Origin of the sequence: Planomicrobium sp. CPCC 101079 (genome assembly GCF_007859275.1) — a bacterium.
In the GTDB taxonomy this organism is placed as follows: Bacteria; Bacillota; Bacilli; order Bacillales_A; family Planococcaceae; genus Planococcus.
The window spans coordinates 71,180-88,072 of the sequence record NZ_VOHC01000033.1 but is presented as its reverse complement, the minus strand read 5'-3'; the positions used below and the strand labels follow the sequence as shown (position 1 = coordinate 88,072).

The 16,893-nt window shown below is 33.6% G+C and carries 12 protein-coding genes and 2 pseudogenes; 6 read left to right on the top strand and 8 right to left on the bottom strand.

All coding sequences use genetic code 11. The features are described from left to right. Positions 1-11 precede the first annotated feature (11 nt). From FQV28_RS18615 to FQV28_RS19620, 3 genes are read left to right on the top strand one after another with little or no spacing between them, the layout of a single operon-like run. On the top strand, positions 12-1,055 hold the full coding sequence (locus FQV28_RS18615; RefSeq protein ID WP_146498020.1) for an ArsR/SmtB family transcription factor: 1,044 nt from the start codon (positions 12-14) through the stop codon (positions 1,053-1,055). Then, the gene (locus tag FQV28_RS19625; RefSeq protein WP_255473008.1) at positions 1,052-1,813 is read left to right on the top strand and encodes an MFS transporter; all 762 of its coding nucleotides are present in this window, start codon (positions 1,052-1,054) and stop codon (positions 1,811-1,813) included. The genes FQV28_RS18615 and FQV28_RS19625 overlap by 4 nt, the downstream gene beginning before the upstream one ends. Positions 1,814-1,861: 48 nt before the next feature. Next, a complete protein-coding gene (locus FQV28_RS19620) occupies positions 1,862-2,269 on the top strand; it encodes an MFS transporter (protein WP_255473007.1) in 408 nt (135 codons plus the stop codon). A gap of 235 nt (positions 2,270-2,504) precedes the next feature. Here the strand turns inward: FQV28_RS19620 and FQV28_RS18605 are convergent, their stop codons facing one another. The 5 genes from FQV28_RS18605 to FQV28_RS18585 form a co-directional block, all read right to left on the bottom strand. After that, entirely contained in the window at positions 2,505-2,930 is a 426-nt protein-coding gene (locus tag FQV28_RS18605; RefSeq protein WP_146498019.1) for a GNAT family N-acetyltransferase, read from the bottom strand. 479 nt (positions 2,931-3,409) lie between these two features. Next, on the bottom strand, positions 3,410-4,255 hold the full coding sequence (locus FQV28_RS18600; RefSeq protein WP_146498018.1) for an ATP-binding protein: 846 nt from the start codon (positions 4,253-4,255) through the stop codon (positions 3,410-3,412). Then, positions 4,218-5,141: a hypothetical protein gene (locus tag FQV28_RS18595; RefSeq protein WP_146498017.1), complete on the bottom strand. Its 924-nt coding sequence runs from the start codon at positions 5,139-5,141 to the stop codon at positions 4,218-4,220. The genes FQV28_RS18600 and FQV28_RS18595 overlap by 38 nt, the downstream gene beginning before the upstream one ends. A 119-nt stretch (positions 5,142-5,260) precedes the next feature. Then, positions 5,261-6,259 carry a replication-relaxation family protein gene (locus FQV28_RS18590; protein ID WP_186763940.1) on the bottom strand — a complete coding sequence of 333 codons (999 nt, stop codon included), beginning with the start codon at positions 6,257-6,259 and terminating at the stop codon, positions 5,261-5,263. 637 nt (positions 6,260-6,896) lie between these two features. Continuing rightward, complete coding sequence (locus FQV28_RS18585; RefSeq protein ID WP_146498015.1) at positions 6,897-10,484, bottom strand: SIR2 family NAD-dependent protein deacylase; 3,588 nt, start codon at positions 10,482-10,484, stop codon at positions 6,897-6,899. A 358-nt stretch (positions 10,485-10,842) separates the two neighbouring features. Between FQV28_RS18585 and FQV28_RS18580 the strand changes: the two genes are divergently transcribed. Then, complete coding sequence (locus FQV28_RS18580; RefSeq protein WP_146498014.1) at positions 10,843-11,151, top strand: hypothetical protein; 309 nt, start codon at positions 10,843-10,845, stop codon at positions 11,149-11,151. 158 nt (positions 11,152-11,309) lie between these two features. Here FQV28_RS18580 and FQV28_RS19615 read toward each other — a convergent pair whose 3' ends face one another. The 3 genes and pseudogenes from FQV28_RS19615 to lepB all read right to left on the bottom strand — a co-directional run bounded on the left by FQV28_RS19615 (position 11,310) and on the right by lepB (position 12,814). Beyond that, entirely contained in the window at positions 11,310-11,468 is a 159-nt protein-coding gene (locus FQV28_RS19615) for a hypothetical protein (RefSeq protein ID WP_304608789.1), read from the bottom strand. A gap of 224 nt (positions 11,469-11,692) precedes the next feature. Next, positions 11,693-11,875: pseudogene (locus tag FQV28_RS19700) on the bottom strand (histidine phosphatase family protein). Positions 11,876-12,305: 430 nt separating this feature from the next. Beyond that, positions 12,306-12,814, bottom strand: a pseudogene (gene lepB, locus FQV28_RS18570) (signal peptidase I). A 1,491-nt stretch (positions 12,815-14,305) separates the two neighbouring features. Between lepB and FQV28_RS18560 the strand changes: the two are divergent. Then, positions 14,306-14,722 (top strand): hypothetical protein, encoded by a 417-nt coding sequence (locus FQV28_RS18560; protein WP_146498013.1) that lies wholly within the window; start codon positions 14,306-14,308, stop codon positions 14,720-14,722. 105 nt (positions 14,723-14,827) lie between these two features. Next, on the top strand, positions 14,828-16,885 hold the full coding sequence (locus FQV28_RS18555; RefSeq protein ID WP_186763939.1) for an EAL domain-containing protein: 2,058 nt from the start codon (positions 14,828-14,830) through the stop codon (positions 16,883-16,885). Positions 16,886-16,893 lie beyond the last annotated feature (8 nt).

Sequence of the window (16,893 nt, the reverse complement as noted above, 5' to 3'; positions counted from 1 at the left end):
GAGGAATTTCTTTGAAAATTTTAAATTCAGCTGCCCCTATCGAAACTATTCAGTTAGAAGTGGAACAATCTCCGGTTTGGGAATTGATACTCGGGATTGCAGGTTATACACATAATCAGTTGCGTCATACATTTGAACTGGATGAAGAATGGGCAGCCAACGAAAGCTTAATGCCTCCTTCTTTGCTCCAGCTGTTAAAAGAGATTGAAGAAACGAATCTTTGGTACGGTATGCTTCTATTACAGAATCAGTTAAGTACAGCTTCTGTTCAAGAATTTTCGAATTCACTCTCCAATGCTTCAACGATGGATTTCTACGACTGGCTTCTGCCTTATCACAATCGTCAATCGGAGTCGCTAAGAATGGAAGCAGTCAGACAACCTGGCTATCCGGAAGTATGGGGGAAATATGCCGATCTATTCAAAGGACATGACTATTTAGAAGGGTATGTTCACCAGCTTCTTTTGCTATCACAATATGAAATAAGTGAAATGATGATTCAGGTCTTAACCGAATGGGAGGATTGGATCTCACAGAAAGAAGAATGGGAAAAATGGCTCCAGGCATTGGCTTTTGAACAGAAACAGCACCGCCAACTGGATGCCCAAAATCCGGTAGCCGATATTGAACGGGTAACGGACGGTGTCGAGTACCTGCCAGAACCCTCGGTTTGGTCGGTCAAACTGATTCCGCAGGTTTCCTATCGTCCGTGGGTGCTGACCATCCGTACCGCAGACACCAAGCTCTTCTTCTATCCGGTCAAAGAAGAACATCTGCTTGAACCGGGAGTTCCTTCAAATGAGCTGATTCGCGGTCATAAAGCATTAGGGGATGAACTGCGATTGAAATTGCTGTTCCAGCTTCAAAAGCACCCCTTATCTCTTCAAGAATTGAGTGGTCAATTTAACACATCAAAAACTACACTTCATCACCAACTTGCCTTGCTGAAAGCCGCGAAATTCATTCGGGTGGAGAAAGGGATCTATTCAATCAATCCCGGTAAACTTGAAGCGTTTTCCAGTCAATTGGCTCGATACATGGGAACCGGCTTATGAAAAGGTATTCCAAGTCCTTTAACTCGCTATGGATTGGGGAAATCGTCTCGGAGTTCGGCGGTGCAGCCGGTGCCATCATCAATGGGTTGCTGTTGTACGAACTGACCGGTTCACGGGAGTGGATGGGCATCCTCTGGCTCGTCTATTTTATTCCTTCGCTGGTGCTGCAAGGCATCAGTTCACCGTTTCTGAACCATGTCATCAAAGAAAAAGTACTGAAAAATATCCAACTGATCCGAGCCGGTGCTTACCTGTTGCCATTAGTCGGATTCTGGATGGGAACAGATACCGGAACCATCATCGGTTTGGTGGTGTTGCAATGTATTCTGGGGCTGCTGCAGCCCATTTTCGCCAGCCTGTCTTTTTCCCTGTTACCGGAAATCTGCACTGACGAAGAACTGGCCGATGCCAACGGCTTGCTAGATGGAACACTGCGGCTGATGGGCTTTCTTGCGCCCGGTGTCACGTCACTCCTGTTATTGCTGGTGCCAATGCAGTGGATTTATAGCATTTCGTCCCTCTTGTTCTTCATCAGTTTCTTAGCACTCTCACGTATCCCGCAATCCAGCAAGCAAAAGGCGGCAGTTTGGAACAAGAAGTTCTGGTGGTCCGAACTGAAAGAAGGCTACCGGAGTTTTTTCAGTTACCCGCAACTCTTACGACTAACGCTCCTATCTTCGACCGTCCAATTTGCAGTGGGAGCAACACTCGTTTTAAGTGTTCCGTTCATTCGGGGAGAACTGGGAGGTGAAACATGAGAGTATGGTATTTTCAAAGGGGCTTTTCCAATCGGTTATGTGCTGGGGATGCTGCTGCTGACCAAATTGCCGAAAAACCCTCAAACGATGTACTTCGGTTTGATCGGAGGTGGCTTTTCCTTTGTACTGCTGTTCTTTGTCCACTCGGTTCCATTGGCATGGATGTGTGAACTGATGGGCGGAATCCTCTTCCCTCTGTTCAATGCCCAAAGTGCCGCCATTTTCCAACGGGAAGCCCCAAGGGATCGGCTGGCCCAATTGAGTGCTGTCCGGTTGTTCTTCCTCCGGGTCACCATGCCACTCGGTATTCTATTCGCTTCGCTGCCCTTCCTAGCATTGAATATTCGGCATGTCTATATCGGAATCGGGTCTCTCATTATCTTGCCCGGCTTATATTATTTGATTGCGTCCTATCAACCTAAAAAGACCCTGATACCAGAAAAACATGAGAGTTGAAAATCTAAAAAGTGTATTGTTTCTTATTTGAATTACTCTTCCCAGCTAAAAAAAGAAGCAAAGGCAGATTGGTTCTGTTTTTGCTTCTTTTTTCTCTGTTTAGATAACTATTCTTAAATGTTCTAAAACTTGTTACGAACGTTCGTTTATCTACATACACTTTAGGTGCAGGATATCAGTTAAAATCACTGCAAAATATCAGTAGAAGTAACAATGTAAACTTGAATATCGACATTTAATAAGTCAATCTTTTCATTAAATAGTATTGTTGATGCTCCTGTATAGGATGATCTTCGATAATCCCAACAACTTCATAACCGTTCTTTTGATAGAATTTGGGTGCTTGGAAACTAAAAGTATCTAGTTGGATTAGCTTACATTTATTTTCTACAGCGAATTTCTCAATGCTCTGTAATAGCTTTTCTCCATAACCTTCTCCTCTCAAATCTTCATCAACCCATAAAAAATCTATATGTAGGTGATACCAAAAAATTGTTCCGGTTATCCCACCTAAAATATTTCCATCTTCATCTCTAAGGATAAAACTTACGTTTTTCACGGGATGTTTTACTTTGTCAGGAAGGTTTTTAAGGTTATGTTCGATAACCTTCTTTCTTATGTAGTCGCTGTCTTCTTGTCTCCATTGTTGCTGAATCTGCATTGTTCCCACTCCTTAATTAATATTCACAGGATTATTATTCTAACATAAAAGACAAGGCATGCACGGAAAGAACAAACCAGAGAGGGTCTTTTAAAGCTAAACTAAGCCACCTTCTATTACTAAATACATCTTATTAAGGGCGACTTTCAACAGAGCTTCAAGGTTTCCTGATGGCATTTTCCTGCTATATAAATGTCCCTATTAACCTTAAAAAAATGGTGACTCTCTTTACATAGGTTATTTCCAATGTAAAGAGAGCCACCTTTTTGATAATATAATAAGTTATTCTCTTAAGTACAATCGATTCTTAAAGCAAACTTTAATAAAGCATATATTTGTTCACTTAAAAAATCTGTGGCAGCCAAAATTAAATTTTCACAACAACTAAAACTTTAGAGATGCCTCTAATGATTTAATTATAGAAGCAGAAAAATTGAAAATGGCTGACTAATCCTACACTAGAAATAATTAAATCCATTTTAATTATTAAATAAATCATTAAAAATATCTTTATTTTTTTGAATGGATTCCTTTTCACGAATATCTTCCTCGGGCATGTCGATTGGGAAAGTCATGTAATCGATTCTGCTTTTTATTCTTCCTCTCTTATATATATGCGATAATTCCTCAATTTTTATATTCGAAGTAATTATCGTTAATTTACGACTATTCATTCGCTCCTCCAATATTTGTGTAAAAATTCCCTCTGACCAATCAGAGTTATTTTCAACTCCTAAGTCGTCGATAATAAGCAGTTCTACTTTTTTGTATACATCTAAAACTTGTAACATTGTATGCTCACTTTTGTCGCCAAAAGTTTCCTTAAGTTCATCTATTGCATTCGAAGAAGGGATATATAAAAAACTTATGTTTAATCGCTTTACCAAATCATTACCTATACTTATTGCCAATCTACTTTTCCCACTACCGGTTATTTGACTGTAAAAATAAAGCCCTTTCCCTCGCTCCTTACACATTTCATAGTTTTGAACGAACTTTGAAGCTATATGTTTTGCAGATTTGGCTACTTCTCTTTCTTCCTCCTCATATAAATCTAATGAAAAATCAGCTACTGTGCAGTTCAAAAATTTCTCAGGTACTTTAGCCGATTTAAGTTTAATGATTACTTCCTTTTGCTTGAAACAATTACATTCTCGCATAGCTGAATTCTTATTTTCATCCAGAAATAGAATAAAGCCGGAACCATCACATCTATTATAAGCACATTTTTTTGACGGCTTAGTATATACGCCTGGTCCACTTTCCCCATATGTTTCTCGTAGATTCTCAATTATTTGGTTTAGTCCGTCTTGTAAAACTTTCACGTTTTTTTACCCCCTGTTTTTTATTTGCATCTAAATTTGATTTAGTACCCTGGTACTCTTTAAGCACGTAATTTGCGAGATAAATAAAAGAGTGTATTGATTTACCTGCATGCTTTTCTTTAAAGTTCTCATAGCATGTATCAAATAAATCTTTTGTCTTTGAAAAAGGCAGATCAAGAAGGGCCACTTTTTTTACTGCATCTTCTTCTTTACTTGTGAGATGAATTTTCTTGCTTTTTTCTAAATAATATTTAGTTATTTTTTCAATTTTATTAACCTCTTCATTATTATTTCTGATATCCTCCTCATCAGTTAAAAATATGGATATATTTTTTGAAGTATTCTTTGAAGTAATCTCTGGTATTGCTGCTTCATTTTGATTTGCCATATAAACAGAATCATTACTCGTATGTTCATTTTGCTTATACGGAGGGTCATTTTGTTGATCCATCTTATTAATATGTTCTTTATCACTGTAGTAATGGTTAAAATCATTCAACTCATATCCCAATATTTTTAGTTCCATTCTGATTTTGTTTAAATTAACTCGATACTGATAAGTTTTATCGTATCGGTATTTAGGGTTTCTTCTTTCGAAGATAAATTCACATTTAGTCAGTTCTTTTAAATACCTTCTGACCGTAGTTTGACTCCCAAGCATAATTTCTTGAGATAGTTCTTCAGATGTTTTATAAATCCAGCCATACTTTATGCTTTTCACCATACAATCTTCTTGTTCTACTTCTTCTCGAATGAACTTATCTTTATCTTTAATTCTTAAAGACCAATATAATAACTGGTTCAATGTAATTGCTAAAGCATGGTTACCAGTAAGTTTTACTAATTCCTCTTTAATAATGGCTCTCTTTGGATTATTCTTTTTCATTATTAACTCTCCTTTTTAATACATAAAATCCCCAATTCTAATCAGCAAGTCTAAACAGCAATAAGCGGCTTATTTGCAGAAAAAAATTGGGGATTTCCCTTGTTATTATTAAGATTTATTTAATCTTCCATAAAAATCTCTGGCTCTAAAGCGCTAGCAAGTAAATACCCAATATTTTTTAAAGATTCAAAAACCACTATTAACCCAACTTCTTTTAGTCTTTCTTGAAGCTTTGTGTCACTGTTTAAACTGATATTCATATTCTGTAATCTTTGGCTTCTATCTCCATACTTATTTCTCAACGAATAGGTTTCGTCAGGCATTACGAATGCCACAACATGAAAAGCATCTTTATTTTCCTCTGCAACATAACAGTATCTCCAGATTTTATCTATTATTTGTGGCCATTGTTCTGTTCCTGTATCAAGCTCAATATTTATGACTCTTGTATTATTTGTATCTTCAAAAGTTCTTTTCATAATCCAGTCGGGTTTTATCATTGTAGAGGTAAACCCCATTTCACTTTTAGAACTAGAACTCCTCGTATAGCTTGCTGCTCTTGCATGTGCAGCTCCTTTGTTATTTCTGTTAAATGTCCCACTCGCTTTTGGTACCCATCTCTCGTAAGGATGTTCGGCAGGTGATAAAGAAATCATTTTTAACGATAGACCTTTTGTTTTATGCATAGATGTAGACAATCTAGCCATTCCGGCTGCCATAATTCTCAAAACGACTTCTTGGGTCATGAGAAAATGTTGGACATTTTTCTTATTTAAATGTGAGTACATTCTATTTTTGTTATAGTCATCCGATAAATGTCCTTTTTCTTGCAATAGTTCAATTCCCGCAGATCCCAATGTGTAATACTTAAACCTGTCACCATCAAATCCTTCCGCAAATTTAGCGGATTTAATGAGCTTAAAATCTTCAAATTTTCTCATTCTATTTTTAAATGCATAAGAATGACTTTTACCAAAACATAATTCTGTGTAGTATCGAAATAATTGGCTGGTTGATAGTAGATGCTGCCTTTCAAGAATAATTAACATCTCAACTTCACTTGGTTTCACCTCAATTCTTGATCTGCCTTTTCCTTTTTTAAGGATTTTATTTTCCATCTTGTTCTCCTTTTTCATTCAGATTTTTTATAAAAAGCTTGCTTTTAGTTCCATTTATCTTTTTTTGTTGTTAACAAAATTCATATATTATATTGGTAAGAAAAATTAACTTGCTTCAATCAGAAAAGCATTTTACATTAGAGGCTCTACTATTCACGAAGTGTTAACATTTAAAATAAGGTAACAAGGCTTTTTATGTTCTACATCTTACCTTCAAAAATTCTCTTTTGAACCTTTATTCATTTTTTTTTTTACTTAATTAGAAAAATATTTTTATAAGTCTCTATTGTTCCTAAATTAGCTCATTCTATTTTAATGCGGTATGTGATATTTTTAGAAAATGCAAAAAGGACAACGCTTAATTACGTTGTCCTTCTTACCTCCATTCTCTTGCTGAACCCACATTTCAATCACTAAATTAAAAATATCTATTTTATTTTGAATATCTGCAAATTTAGTTTAGAAAGCATTATTTATTCTATTGAAATCATTAATAGAATAAATAAGAGCGCGATAATGGCTATTTTCGCACTCTTTTTTTAATAAGTTAAGTTTTAAGAATCCGAACTATTTTGAGCAGAGATTATCATCATGCAATAAATTATACTTAATATAATCAATTGTGTTTGTTTGATTATTACTCAAATAAAGAGGCATATTTACGTACTTCTGGTAATTTAGATTTTCTCGATAACTCACTCCATTCTTTTAAATCTAAGTAACTTTTAAAAAAACCATTCTTTACAATATATCCAGCCAATCCAGTAGATTCTGACAACAATTCGAATTCTTGATCTGATATAGAACTTTCCTGGTAATACCCTCCATTAAAATCCTTCATAATTAAATTAAGGGTTTTATTTATAAGTAAATACTCATCTAAATTTAAACTTTCCGGTGCATAATGACAGATAAACTTTAAAGTTTTTGTAACCTCTAAAATCATAGCTTCTTTTCTATATTTGTATAAATTTAATAGTTCATTTTTCAATTCAGTCAAATCTACTTTAATATCATTTTGCTTTAACATTATAGTTAAATCATAAACAGTACTAATGGCTGATTTAGAAAGATTTCTATCATTTGTTATTAGATTTTCAGCTATCTTCTTCATTTCTACATCGTCCAAAACATGTATTCTTATTAAAGCAGGAATTAGCAAAAGGGCTGAATCAAGTTTACTAACGAGTAGCTTATTATATATTTCCTTCAATTTCTCTTTATCACCAATTGATAAAACTGACAAAGGTATACTTGCTAAAAAGGAGTTTTTTAAAAAAATTATCATTTTTATTAAATCGTCATTTTCATCGAACAAATTACTATTGTTAGTTGATAATAAACCTTTTTCTTGACTATTCCACCACTTAAAAAACCTTAATAACCATTCTTTATACATTTCGTCTTTGATAAATGATTGGTAATTGGAATTATCTTTCACGAACTTCGGGAATGTATTTCCTAAATCTTGCAATAGATGGTTTAAACCATTACCAATTAATACAACGCCACTGTTATATGATTCAGGTATAGGTTGTTCGACTTTTTGTTTCACATAAAACTCTAGAAGTTCAATATCATTACTTATTCTTATAAGATAGGATTCTAAGAAATAGTAACTAAAATTAACTTCTTCCTTAACTATAATATTTTTTACATATTCTCTTAATCTAAAGCTGTCTTCATTATCTAGATTATTTGTTTCTATAAGACGAATAAGCCTTGCTAAAGCGGCATCCCTAACAGTACTTCTTCCATTTTTTGAAATAACCTTAAATAATCTGTTTATCTCATTTTTATCAGTTTCAATATAAATCCCATCCATATCTTGAATGTCAAAATTAAATTCAAATGCAGGTTCAAAAAAGTCATACTCATCCATATTTATCTCTTTAAGTACACCACCTGGATCTCCTATTATTGGCAACTTAAGAATTTTACTAAAGAATTCCGCTTTTTCTTGAAGTGTTTTATCATATATAACTCTTCTAAAAAAAGGGCCAAATATTCTATTAACTAAACGACCATGTCTTTTATAGAAATCCTTCTCAACAAATAGATTAAGTAACAACTCGTCTATTTTAATTTTTTCTTCTTTAATTAAAGCTGAATATAAACGGGATAATACTTCTAATAAAAGACTAGAATTCGGATTTTCTCTATTATTTATTCCTTTCATTACTATATTGAAAAATGCAGACAATATTGAACTATTTGCTTTAAAAATAATTTCTCTTGAAAAAAATCTATCAATTTCTTTTATACTACCAATTTGAAGATACTTGATCCATGAATAAAAGGGATATAAATTTTCCACATTATTAATAGCGATATTTGTTATCCCCTCGATTGATGATCCTCCTTTAAGTTGAATTCCATACTCCTCTGAAATCATTAACATACTATAAGAATCGTTTAACTCTGCTGAAATTATATTACTAAATTTATTAGTCTTAATTAGACGATTCGGCTCAAATGCTTTCTTAATAAACATACCTGAGTCTCTTTGATAAGGTCTAATCCTACTGTACAAAAAGTCTAATTCTTTAAAAGGATTACTCAATTTTGATTCTAAATACAATAACCTATTACGACTTCCTTTCAACAAAAAATTGTTATTTGAATCCAACTGAATAAGTTTGACTATAATAATACCTTCCACTGACAATAAGTGATAATCACTACTTTTAATAGTTAATAATTTCCTAACCCTGTCTAAGCATTCCTCAAATAATTTTATCGCTGAACTATTTTCTCCAATAACAGCCAGTAAGTTTGCTTTCTTAATTAATGTATCTATATCTCTTTTCGGTATTTCCCATTCATTCACTATTACAGAAGCATCTTTAAATTCGTAATTCGCTAATTTAAATAAAACTTGTTCAAAAATCAATGAGTTTTTTTGTTCGTTACTTAAACTTAATTGTTCAAGTAATTTTATATTAGAATCAAACTCAAATTCATCAAAATCAAGTCGTGCTTCTTTAATTAACCTTAAGAGTATAATACCGATTTCTTTCGGATTATTTATCGATGTTATATCTTCAAAACTGTCTTTTATTATTTGTTGCATTGATTTATAAAAATATATATCGATAGGAATATGAAATCTCTCATATAACCATATAAGTTCTCTCATTCCCTTAATTTTCTTAAAAACTTCAGTTTCTTTGTTTATCATTTCTAAGACATTGTTGCAGGTCATCTGAATATTATTGACCTGTCTTTTTTTAATGATATCAGGAGTAATTAACCAACCAGGATATTCTTTTCGATTTTTTTCAAATGCTTCTATCGCATAATCAATAGAAGAATAATACTTATTATAGGTTGTATATGGCCACTCTTTTTTTTCTATTCTTTTTTCATGCGCTAAGAAATCAAAAACATCGTGAAACATTTTTTTATAGATATCTATATTTTCATTTTCTTCATAGACATCTTTAAAATCAATAAGTGTTATTCCCTTTTTTTTCAGTTCATCTTCTCTTTTTTGTTCTCCGTATGCCAACATATATATCTTAGGCATATGATCTCCCAAGTTTTCATGTACCCAGCTCATCCACTTCTCGAAATTTGGATCATCTCCTGAAAAACCTATTAATACGAGTGTTGTTTCCATAATAGACTGTTGTACCATATTAACAAATGGGGCAAATTCTCGTGCATATGAATTATAATCATTTTTAGTAAATATAAAAGGACGTTTTGAAGGAAAACTTCCATGAAGCTTTACAAGTCGCGGGGAGGTTGAACTTGAAATATCGCTGCTATCGTAAATAATTTGATATCTTCTTTCATATACGTTAGGTAAAGTTCTCTCTAATAAAGTATCATAATTAGTTGTATAAACATCGGTCCAAGGTAACTTTAACAATTTTTCATGGAGTTCACTTGGTTCGTAATTTTGATCCGGTATCGCTTGTTTTAATAATTCGTCTAAGTTAGCTCGTCCATACTCTTCTGCATACTTCTGTCCTAATTCAAGAACGTCAAATTTAGCTATTTCTTCATTTTTAAATCCCTCAGAAAGTTTATTTTTAAGATCAGTCCATACAGACATACTCTCGAAAGAATCCTTAAGTTTTTCAGCATTTAAACTAAAACCAGCACCAACCATTACAGATACTCTACTTTTCCCATCTTCTGTCCATAACCTACTTCTGATACTTAATAAATGATTGTACATTTTTAGTTTTGTTTCAAATATGTCCTTAGAACTCAAATTATTGCCTCCTATAAGTAATGAAGAATCACTTTTAATCTAAGTTAAGTATATTTAACCACTCTTTACATTACAAATTACTTTTTATTACCTTTTTTATATCCCTATATATTTGAGTTAAAGAAAGAGTGCGATAATCGTAATTTCCGCACTCTTTTTCTAACTCACAAAACTTTTTACACAAGTAACAAAAAACCTTTCTTAATGTATTCGAACAGCTCAAAATGCTAGCTATAATATTAATGCTTACGACAATAAAATAAAATGCTGTAGAAAGGAAACTTTGATTGAGTAAGCAATTGAGGAGTTAATTTTATTATTATATAAAAATCTATAAAAATGACTGGAGAAAATAAAAATGAAAAAAATTATTAATGACAAATTGTACAATACCGAAACTGCAACGAAGCTTTATGACTACGACAATGGCTTATATACCACTGATGTAAATTACTATAGCGAGACTCTATATAAAACAAAAAAAGGATCGTACTTTTTATTAAAAGAAGGTGGTGCTATGTCTAAAATGTCTAAAAGCAACGGACTTTCTAAACTTGGGGGTATGGATATAGAAGCATTTAGTCCAGAAGAAGCTCAGGACTATTTAATTGAACATCAGGCTATCGATGTATTTGAATTTGAATTTGGATTTCTAGATGAGGCATAAATTATATAGAAGAAAGGAGCGGGATTTATTTTTCCGCTCCTTTTTGTTCATATTCATAATTTTTGACGGTCTCAAACTCAGTTATATTAATAATTGCTATTATCCGCTTTCGATAATTCGGGATACGTAAACTTGCTGCCCTTATTTGAAGTAGTTCATTAAGGGGTACCTTGACTAAAAAGTGAAGTATCGTACTTACATATTATGTTTTGCTGATTATTTTCTTGAATTTCTACCAAAGTTAAACTTACTGAAGGGATAGCTGACGCAAACCATAAGTTTTTTAACTCATTTTTTTCAAAGTAATCCATTAGCAATTTAAGTGCAATAGAGTGAGTAACTATAAGTACATTTTCAAAAGGAGGCTGTTCTACTATTTAAATAATAACCTTAATCATTCTTTCTTGAACATTAAAAAACGGCTCTATGGATTTATTAAAAAATAAATCTGGCGTTTCCCAAAAAGCCATCCATTCTTCTGGACTTTCTTTTTCATTCGCTTCTGCAGTCCTCCCTTCAGTTTTCCGAAAGATATTTCTCTTCAATCTTCATATTTAACGACTTTAAGGTTTCTGTCGCCCTTTGCAATTTCAGCTGTTTGAGCAGCCCTTATACTTGTGCTTGAATAGACCGCATGTAAAGTTACATTAGACAATTATTGCGATAACTGAATTGCTTGTTTGATTCCATTGTCGGTCAAGGGAGAGTCCTTCCAGCCCTGCATGAATTTTTTGTATTCCAAACTGTTTCTCCATGTCTTGTAAGTATAAGTTTGTACTCATAAGTTCCCCCCATAAATTTAAATGAAAAAAATTAAATACTTAATTAATATAAACTTGTCTATAAATCGAAATATTTGTTAAATCATTTATAACTTATCCAATTGCAGAGGCAACTTAGGAAACAAGGAGTCTTTATTAATTTCAAAGTGTTCGTAAAAGTACACTTAACCAAACAAAAGAAGAGAAATAACTTATTAGCTACTTCCCTTCCGGTAAAGTTATATATATAAACTAGTGTCTATTCAAAATTAAAAATTAAAAACTTTATAGACTAATAAATTTGAATACATCATTTTTTCCAGAAAGTCTGCTTTTTCTTTTTGCTCTTCAAAGTCCAATAGAATAAAAGTTTTGAATGTAACTTCATTTTCATTATGCTAGATTCGTTTCTTGATTAAATTGCTCTACAAAATTTATATCTTTCAATGGCCAGAAGACGTAATTGGTACTGCTAATTATGTCTTCGATCGGTACAAGACCGATAATTCGGCTATCGGTGCTGTTCTGACAATTATCGCCTACAACAAACACGTATCCTTCTGAAATTACTTCATATCCCGTTAGTTGTTCAAGGGTAAGTTCTTAGTTAATTCACCACTGCTAACGTCTATTTGCTTCTTAATCGGGGACAAATATGGTTCATCTTGAACTTTTCCATATATGTACAGTTGATCGTCCTCGCAGGCTATCTGGTCACCTGGAACCCCAATTATCCGTTTGATATAGTCTTTGTCTTATCGGTCGGGTTCTCCGACGATACAGCCGATTTTATTTACAACCATCCGATCGCCATTTTCAAGTGTTGGCATCATCGATTCACCATTCACCACAATCGGTGCAAACAAGAAAAACCGAACGATTCCAGCCACAACAAAAGCCATAAACAGTGCTTTTCCCCATTCCCAAAGTTCATTTTTCTCTTTTTTCGATTAAGCCATTTTTTCTAAACACCGCCTAAATATATCGGTTCTAAAAGTAACATAATTACTAGTAAGTTACTTTCGCTCTAATAAAAATTTTAAGCGGTTATTATGAAGCCTTGAGCCGAAACAAAGAAAATAAACAAAGAAATAAGGACAAACATGTATCCCCAAAACTCTTTTCTATCCTTTTGAATTTTTTTAAATCCTGCTACTAGCAACAAGATTCCCAGTGTGAGCATGACGTAAGGCAATAACGTAAAGTTCTGGATCTCTAGCACATAAGCTGCAAATACAACTACGATTATATTTAAAATAATTATTATTATTTTAAGAATGGTAGTTCTCCTCCAAAATAAAATCAATGTAGCATATGACAGTTCATTAAAGACTAAAGATATTTTAACTGCACTTTTATTACATTCAAATTCCCAAACATTAAATTCTTTTAGATTAACATTAATTCCCATAATATGCAGAAGGAATAACTATCTTTTTTGAAATAAAACCGTTCACAAAAGTACACTTTTGTGGACAAAAAAGACAGAAAAATGACCTTTAAACATTTTTTCTCTCGCTTGGTATTTATTCCGCTTTTTAATAACACGACTATATAAAATTCTATTTTTAAAGCGTAATTAATGCAAAATTCACTGGTACTTTCTCCAAATGCATATGGAGACCAATTTCTTCAGTCGAAATGCCTTTAATTAATTCATCGCCAAAATATTACGGTCTAATGCACCTAATTCGCTGAACAATTTTAAGCGTTCGAATCGGTTTTTCCTTTTATGAACGTCCGTAAAAGTACACCTATACAAATAAAGGGAAAGAAAGAAACTGATGATATGTAAACTACAGTTAATAATCAACCTGTTCACTATTCCCTTTATTCTGCTCTTTGCCAGGTAGTACCAGCAGAAAGACCATATAGCCTAAATCTTTATCATAATTCTGATTCAGAAAAATTTCTTTAATAGTTTGATAGTGAGAAGTGAAATTGAACACACAACATGTCTGAATAGAAGTGGTTCTAGCTATTCCAATATATTCAAAGACTACTTTACTTCGAGTTAAAATGACCAATTATTTTATGTGAATTTAATAACAATTAGGTATTAGTGCCTATTTAAAGTTTTAAAAAAAGAATTTATAATTCATTTTAACAAAAATAAAAAACATGCTTTTATACCTAATTTTTATTTTTCTTCTGTGCCAAGTTATTTATTGTCTATATTTAAATAATAATATTTTTGTTTTAATCCTTTATTTTGGGAGAAAACTATATTTTTTCAGAAAAAAGGAATAATATTTTATTTTTATACATCTATATAATTTTTTATACGTTTTTCTGATATATAGGTCTTTCTACTATATTTAAAATTTTTAATAATTCAATATTTATAATTTGATTTGGAAAAAGTTTGCTTAACTATATCGGAGGTGCTACTTATGTTTTTACTTAAAAGGAATTTATCGTTAAGCACTTCTGACTTAAAAGAAATTAAGGATTTTTTTAGTCGAACCATCGAAAAAATGTTGACTACAAAAGATGAAACTTTAAATGTCCTTAAGCGATACGACATGGTGTTAATTTGTTCATGGGAAGGCAGCTACCTAGTGATGGATGTTTTTCAACTTTCAAAGTTCGCGATATCTAATAGGAAGAATGTAAGAAGGCATAACATTCCATATTACGTTGCAGCGCGTTCTTTCGATAAGAGTAAGGAGACCATTGTCTATCTTGATGAACATAAAGAAAAAGGGATGGCAGTTGAAAATCTACAAGCCTTTTATCATATTCGTGATCTTCTAAACACACTTGAAGTTCATGTAGTTTCTGCTAATGAATACGAATGCATTTGGTAGTAAGAAGAGCATCTTAAATGAAATGCTGCAATAATTCTAGAGGAGGCCAAATGGCCATTAATAACCAAACTAAGCGATGAATCAATGAGAGGAGAGTGGCTACATATGGAAATCAAAGAGAAACAAGTACACGAATTGATTGAAACTCGAGACGATTTTGTTGTTCTCCTAAATACTGAAGGAGTCATTGTCCACTCTAATCAAAATTGGATGAATTATTGTCGGAAACATCAACTGCCTAGTGCGCTCTGGAAAGTTGGAGGGAACTACCTTAATTGTTTAAAAGCAATGAGGAAATTTAACGAGTTGCAGTGCATAGATGAGGTGTTAAATGGAAGAACAAAGCAAGAAGTTCACTTGTCGCTGTTTTATAACAAGGAAGCAACAGACTATATGTCCGTGAAATACCGCCAGTTTCCATTAAATACGGACACAAAAGGAATCATCCTGTATAAATATTTACTGACAAACTTGCCGCTAGCAAATTCCTTAAACACAGAAACCGTCCTTGAAAGCATGACAGATGCCTTTTACCTTCTCGATAACCAGATGCGGTTTTATTTTTTAAACTCTGAGTCCGAGAAAATCCTTCAACGTAAAAAAGAAGATCTGATCGGGCGTAATATTTGGGCCTGTTTTCCGAAAACTATTGGAACCGAATTTTATTCAAATTATAATCGTGCAATGCAGGAACGCGTTCCCCTCCAATTCGAGGAATACTATGCCCCTTTAAATTCTTGGTTCAGCGTAAAGGTATATCCGGTTGCAGACAGCGGTCTGGCCGTCTATTATCAGAAAATCAGGAAGGAAGACGAAGTAAAAGCTACTCTTTCAGAGATTCCCACCAACGACTTTTTAACAGGCTGGAATACGAGAAAAACATTTATAGAAAAAGCAGAACAGTTCTTGCAGGAAGAAATTCCGTTTTCCCTTCTTTATATGAACTTGGACAACTTTAAATACATCAATACACTTTACAATCACCAAACAGGCGATGAAGTCATCAAAAACATAGCGAAAAACGTAGACAAACTTCTTCATTCGCAGGATGTAGCCGGTCGTCTTGATGGTGACGAACTAATTCTTCTTCACGTGCATCAAGGGGAAGAACAAAGTGAAAATTTCCGGGAAAAAATAAGAGAAATATTCACTACACCCATTGTTTTAAAGAATTCCGATCCAGTTACAGTAACTGCTAGCATTGGAGTTTCTTCTTATCCACATGATTCATACAGCGTAGAAGAATTAATCACCTTTGCTGAAGCAGCCATGAGGACAGCTAAAAAACAGACAGGCTCTTCCTTTTCCTTTTTCGATTCGGGTATGGGGACTGCATTAACACGCCGGTTAGTGATTGAAAAAAGTCTGACAGAAAATCTCCAAGAACTGGGCTTCCACTTTGCCTTGCAACCGCAAATCAACTGTGAAACCGGAGACCTTACCGGCATTGAGGTGCTGGCGAGATGGAATCATCCAACACTTGGGCCGATATCTCCGGTTGAATTCATTAACATCGCTGAGGAGACCGGAACGATTTCACATTTAACCAACTGTCTGTTGGAGGAGGTCTTTTCCTTCATCAACAAGAAAGAACAACGTTTCGAAAAATTCCCTAAAACAGCTATCAATGTGACGTCATCCCTGCTCACAAGTAGGAAATTTTTTGAAGAGCTATTTCTCAAGATGGAAAAATATCAAATAGCTCCTGAACAGATTGAACTTGAACTCACAGAAAGTGTCGAATTAACCTCTTCCGAAATTACACTCGCTAACTTAATGGTTTGCAGATCAAAGGGAATTTCAATCGCCATGGATGATTTTGGCACGGGTTTTTCCATGCTGTCGTATTTGGTGAATTATCCTATCGACAAAATTAAGTTAGACAAATCCTTTATCGGAAAAATTGGTCATGATGCCAAATCAGAAGCGGTCCTCAAATCTCTTATTCAGTTTGTAAAAGGCATTGACTGCGAATTGCTCGCTGAAGGGGTGGAAACGGAAGAAGAATCCTTGTTCCTTCAGGAGAATGGTTGTCCGATTCACCAAGGCTATCTTCACGATAAGCCTTTGTCACCAGAAGAATTTGAGTTGAAATACCTGAAAGGTTGTCATTACCAACAAAGAGAATGGAATAGCTACCAAGAAAACACACACTCTGTATAGAAAGATGA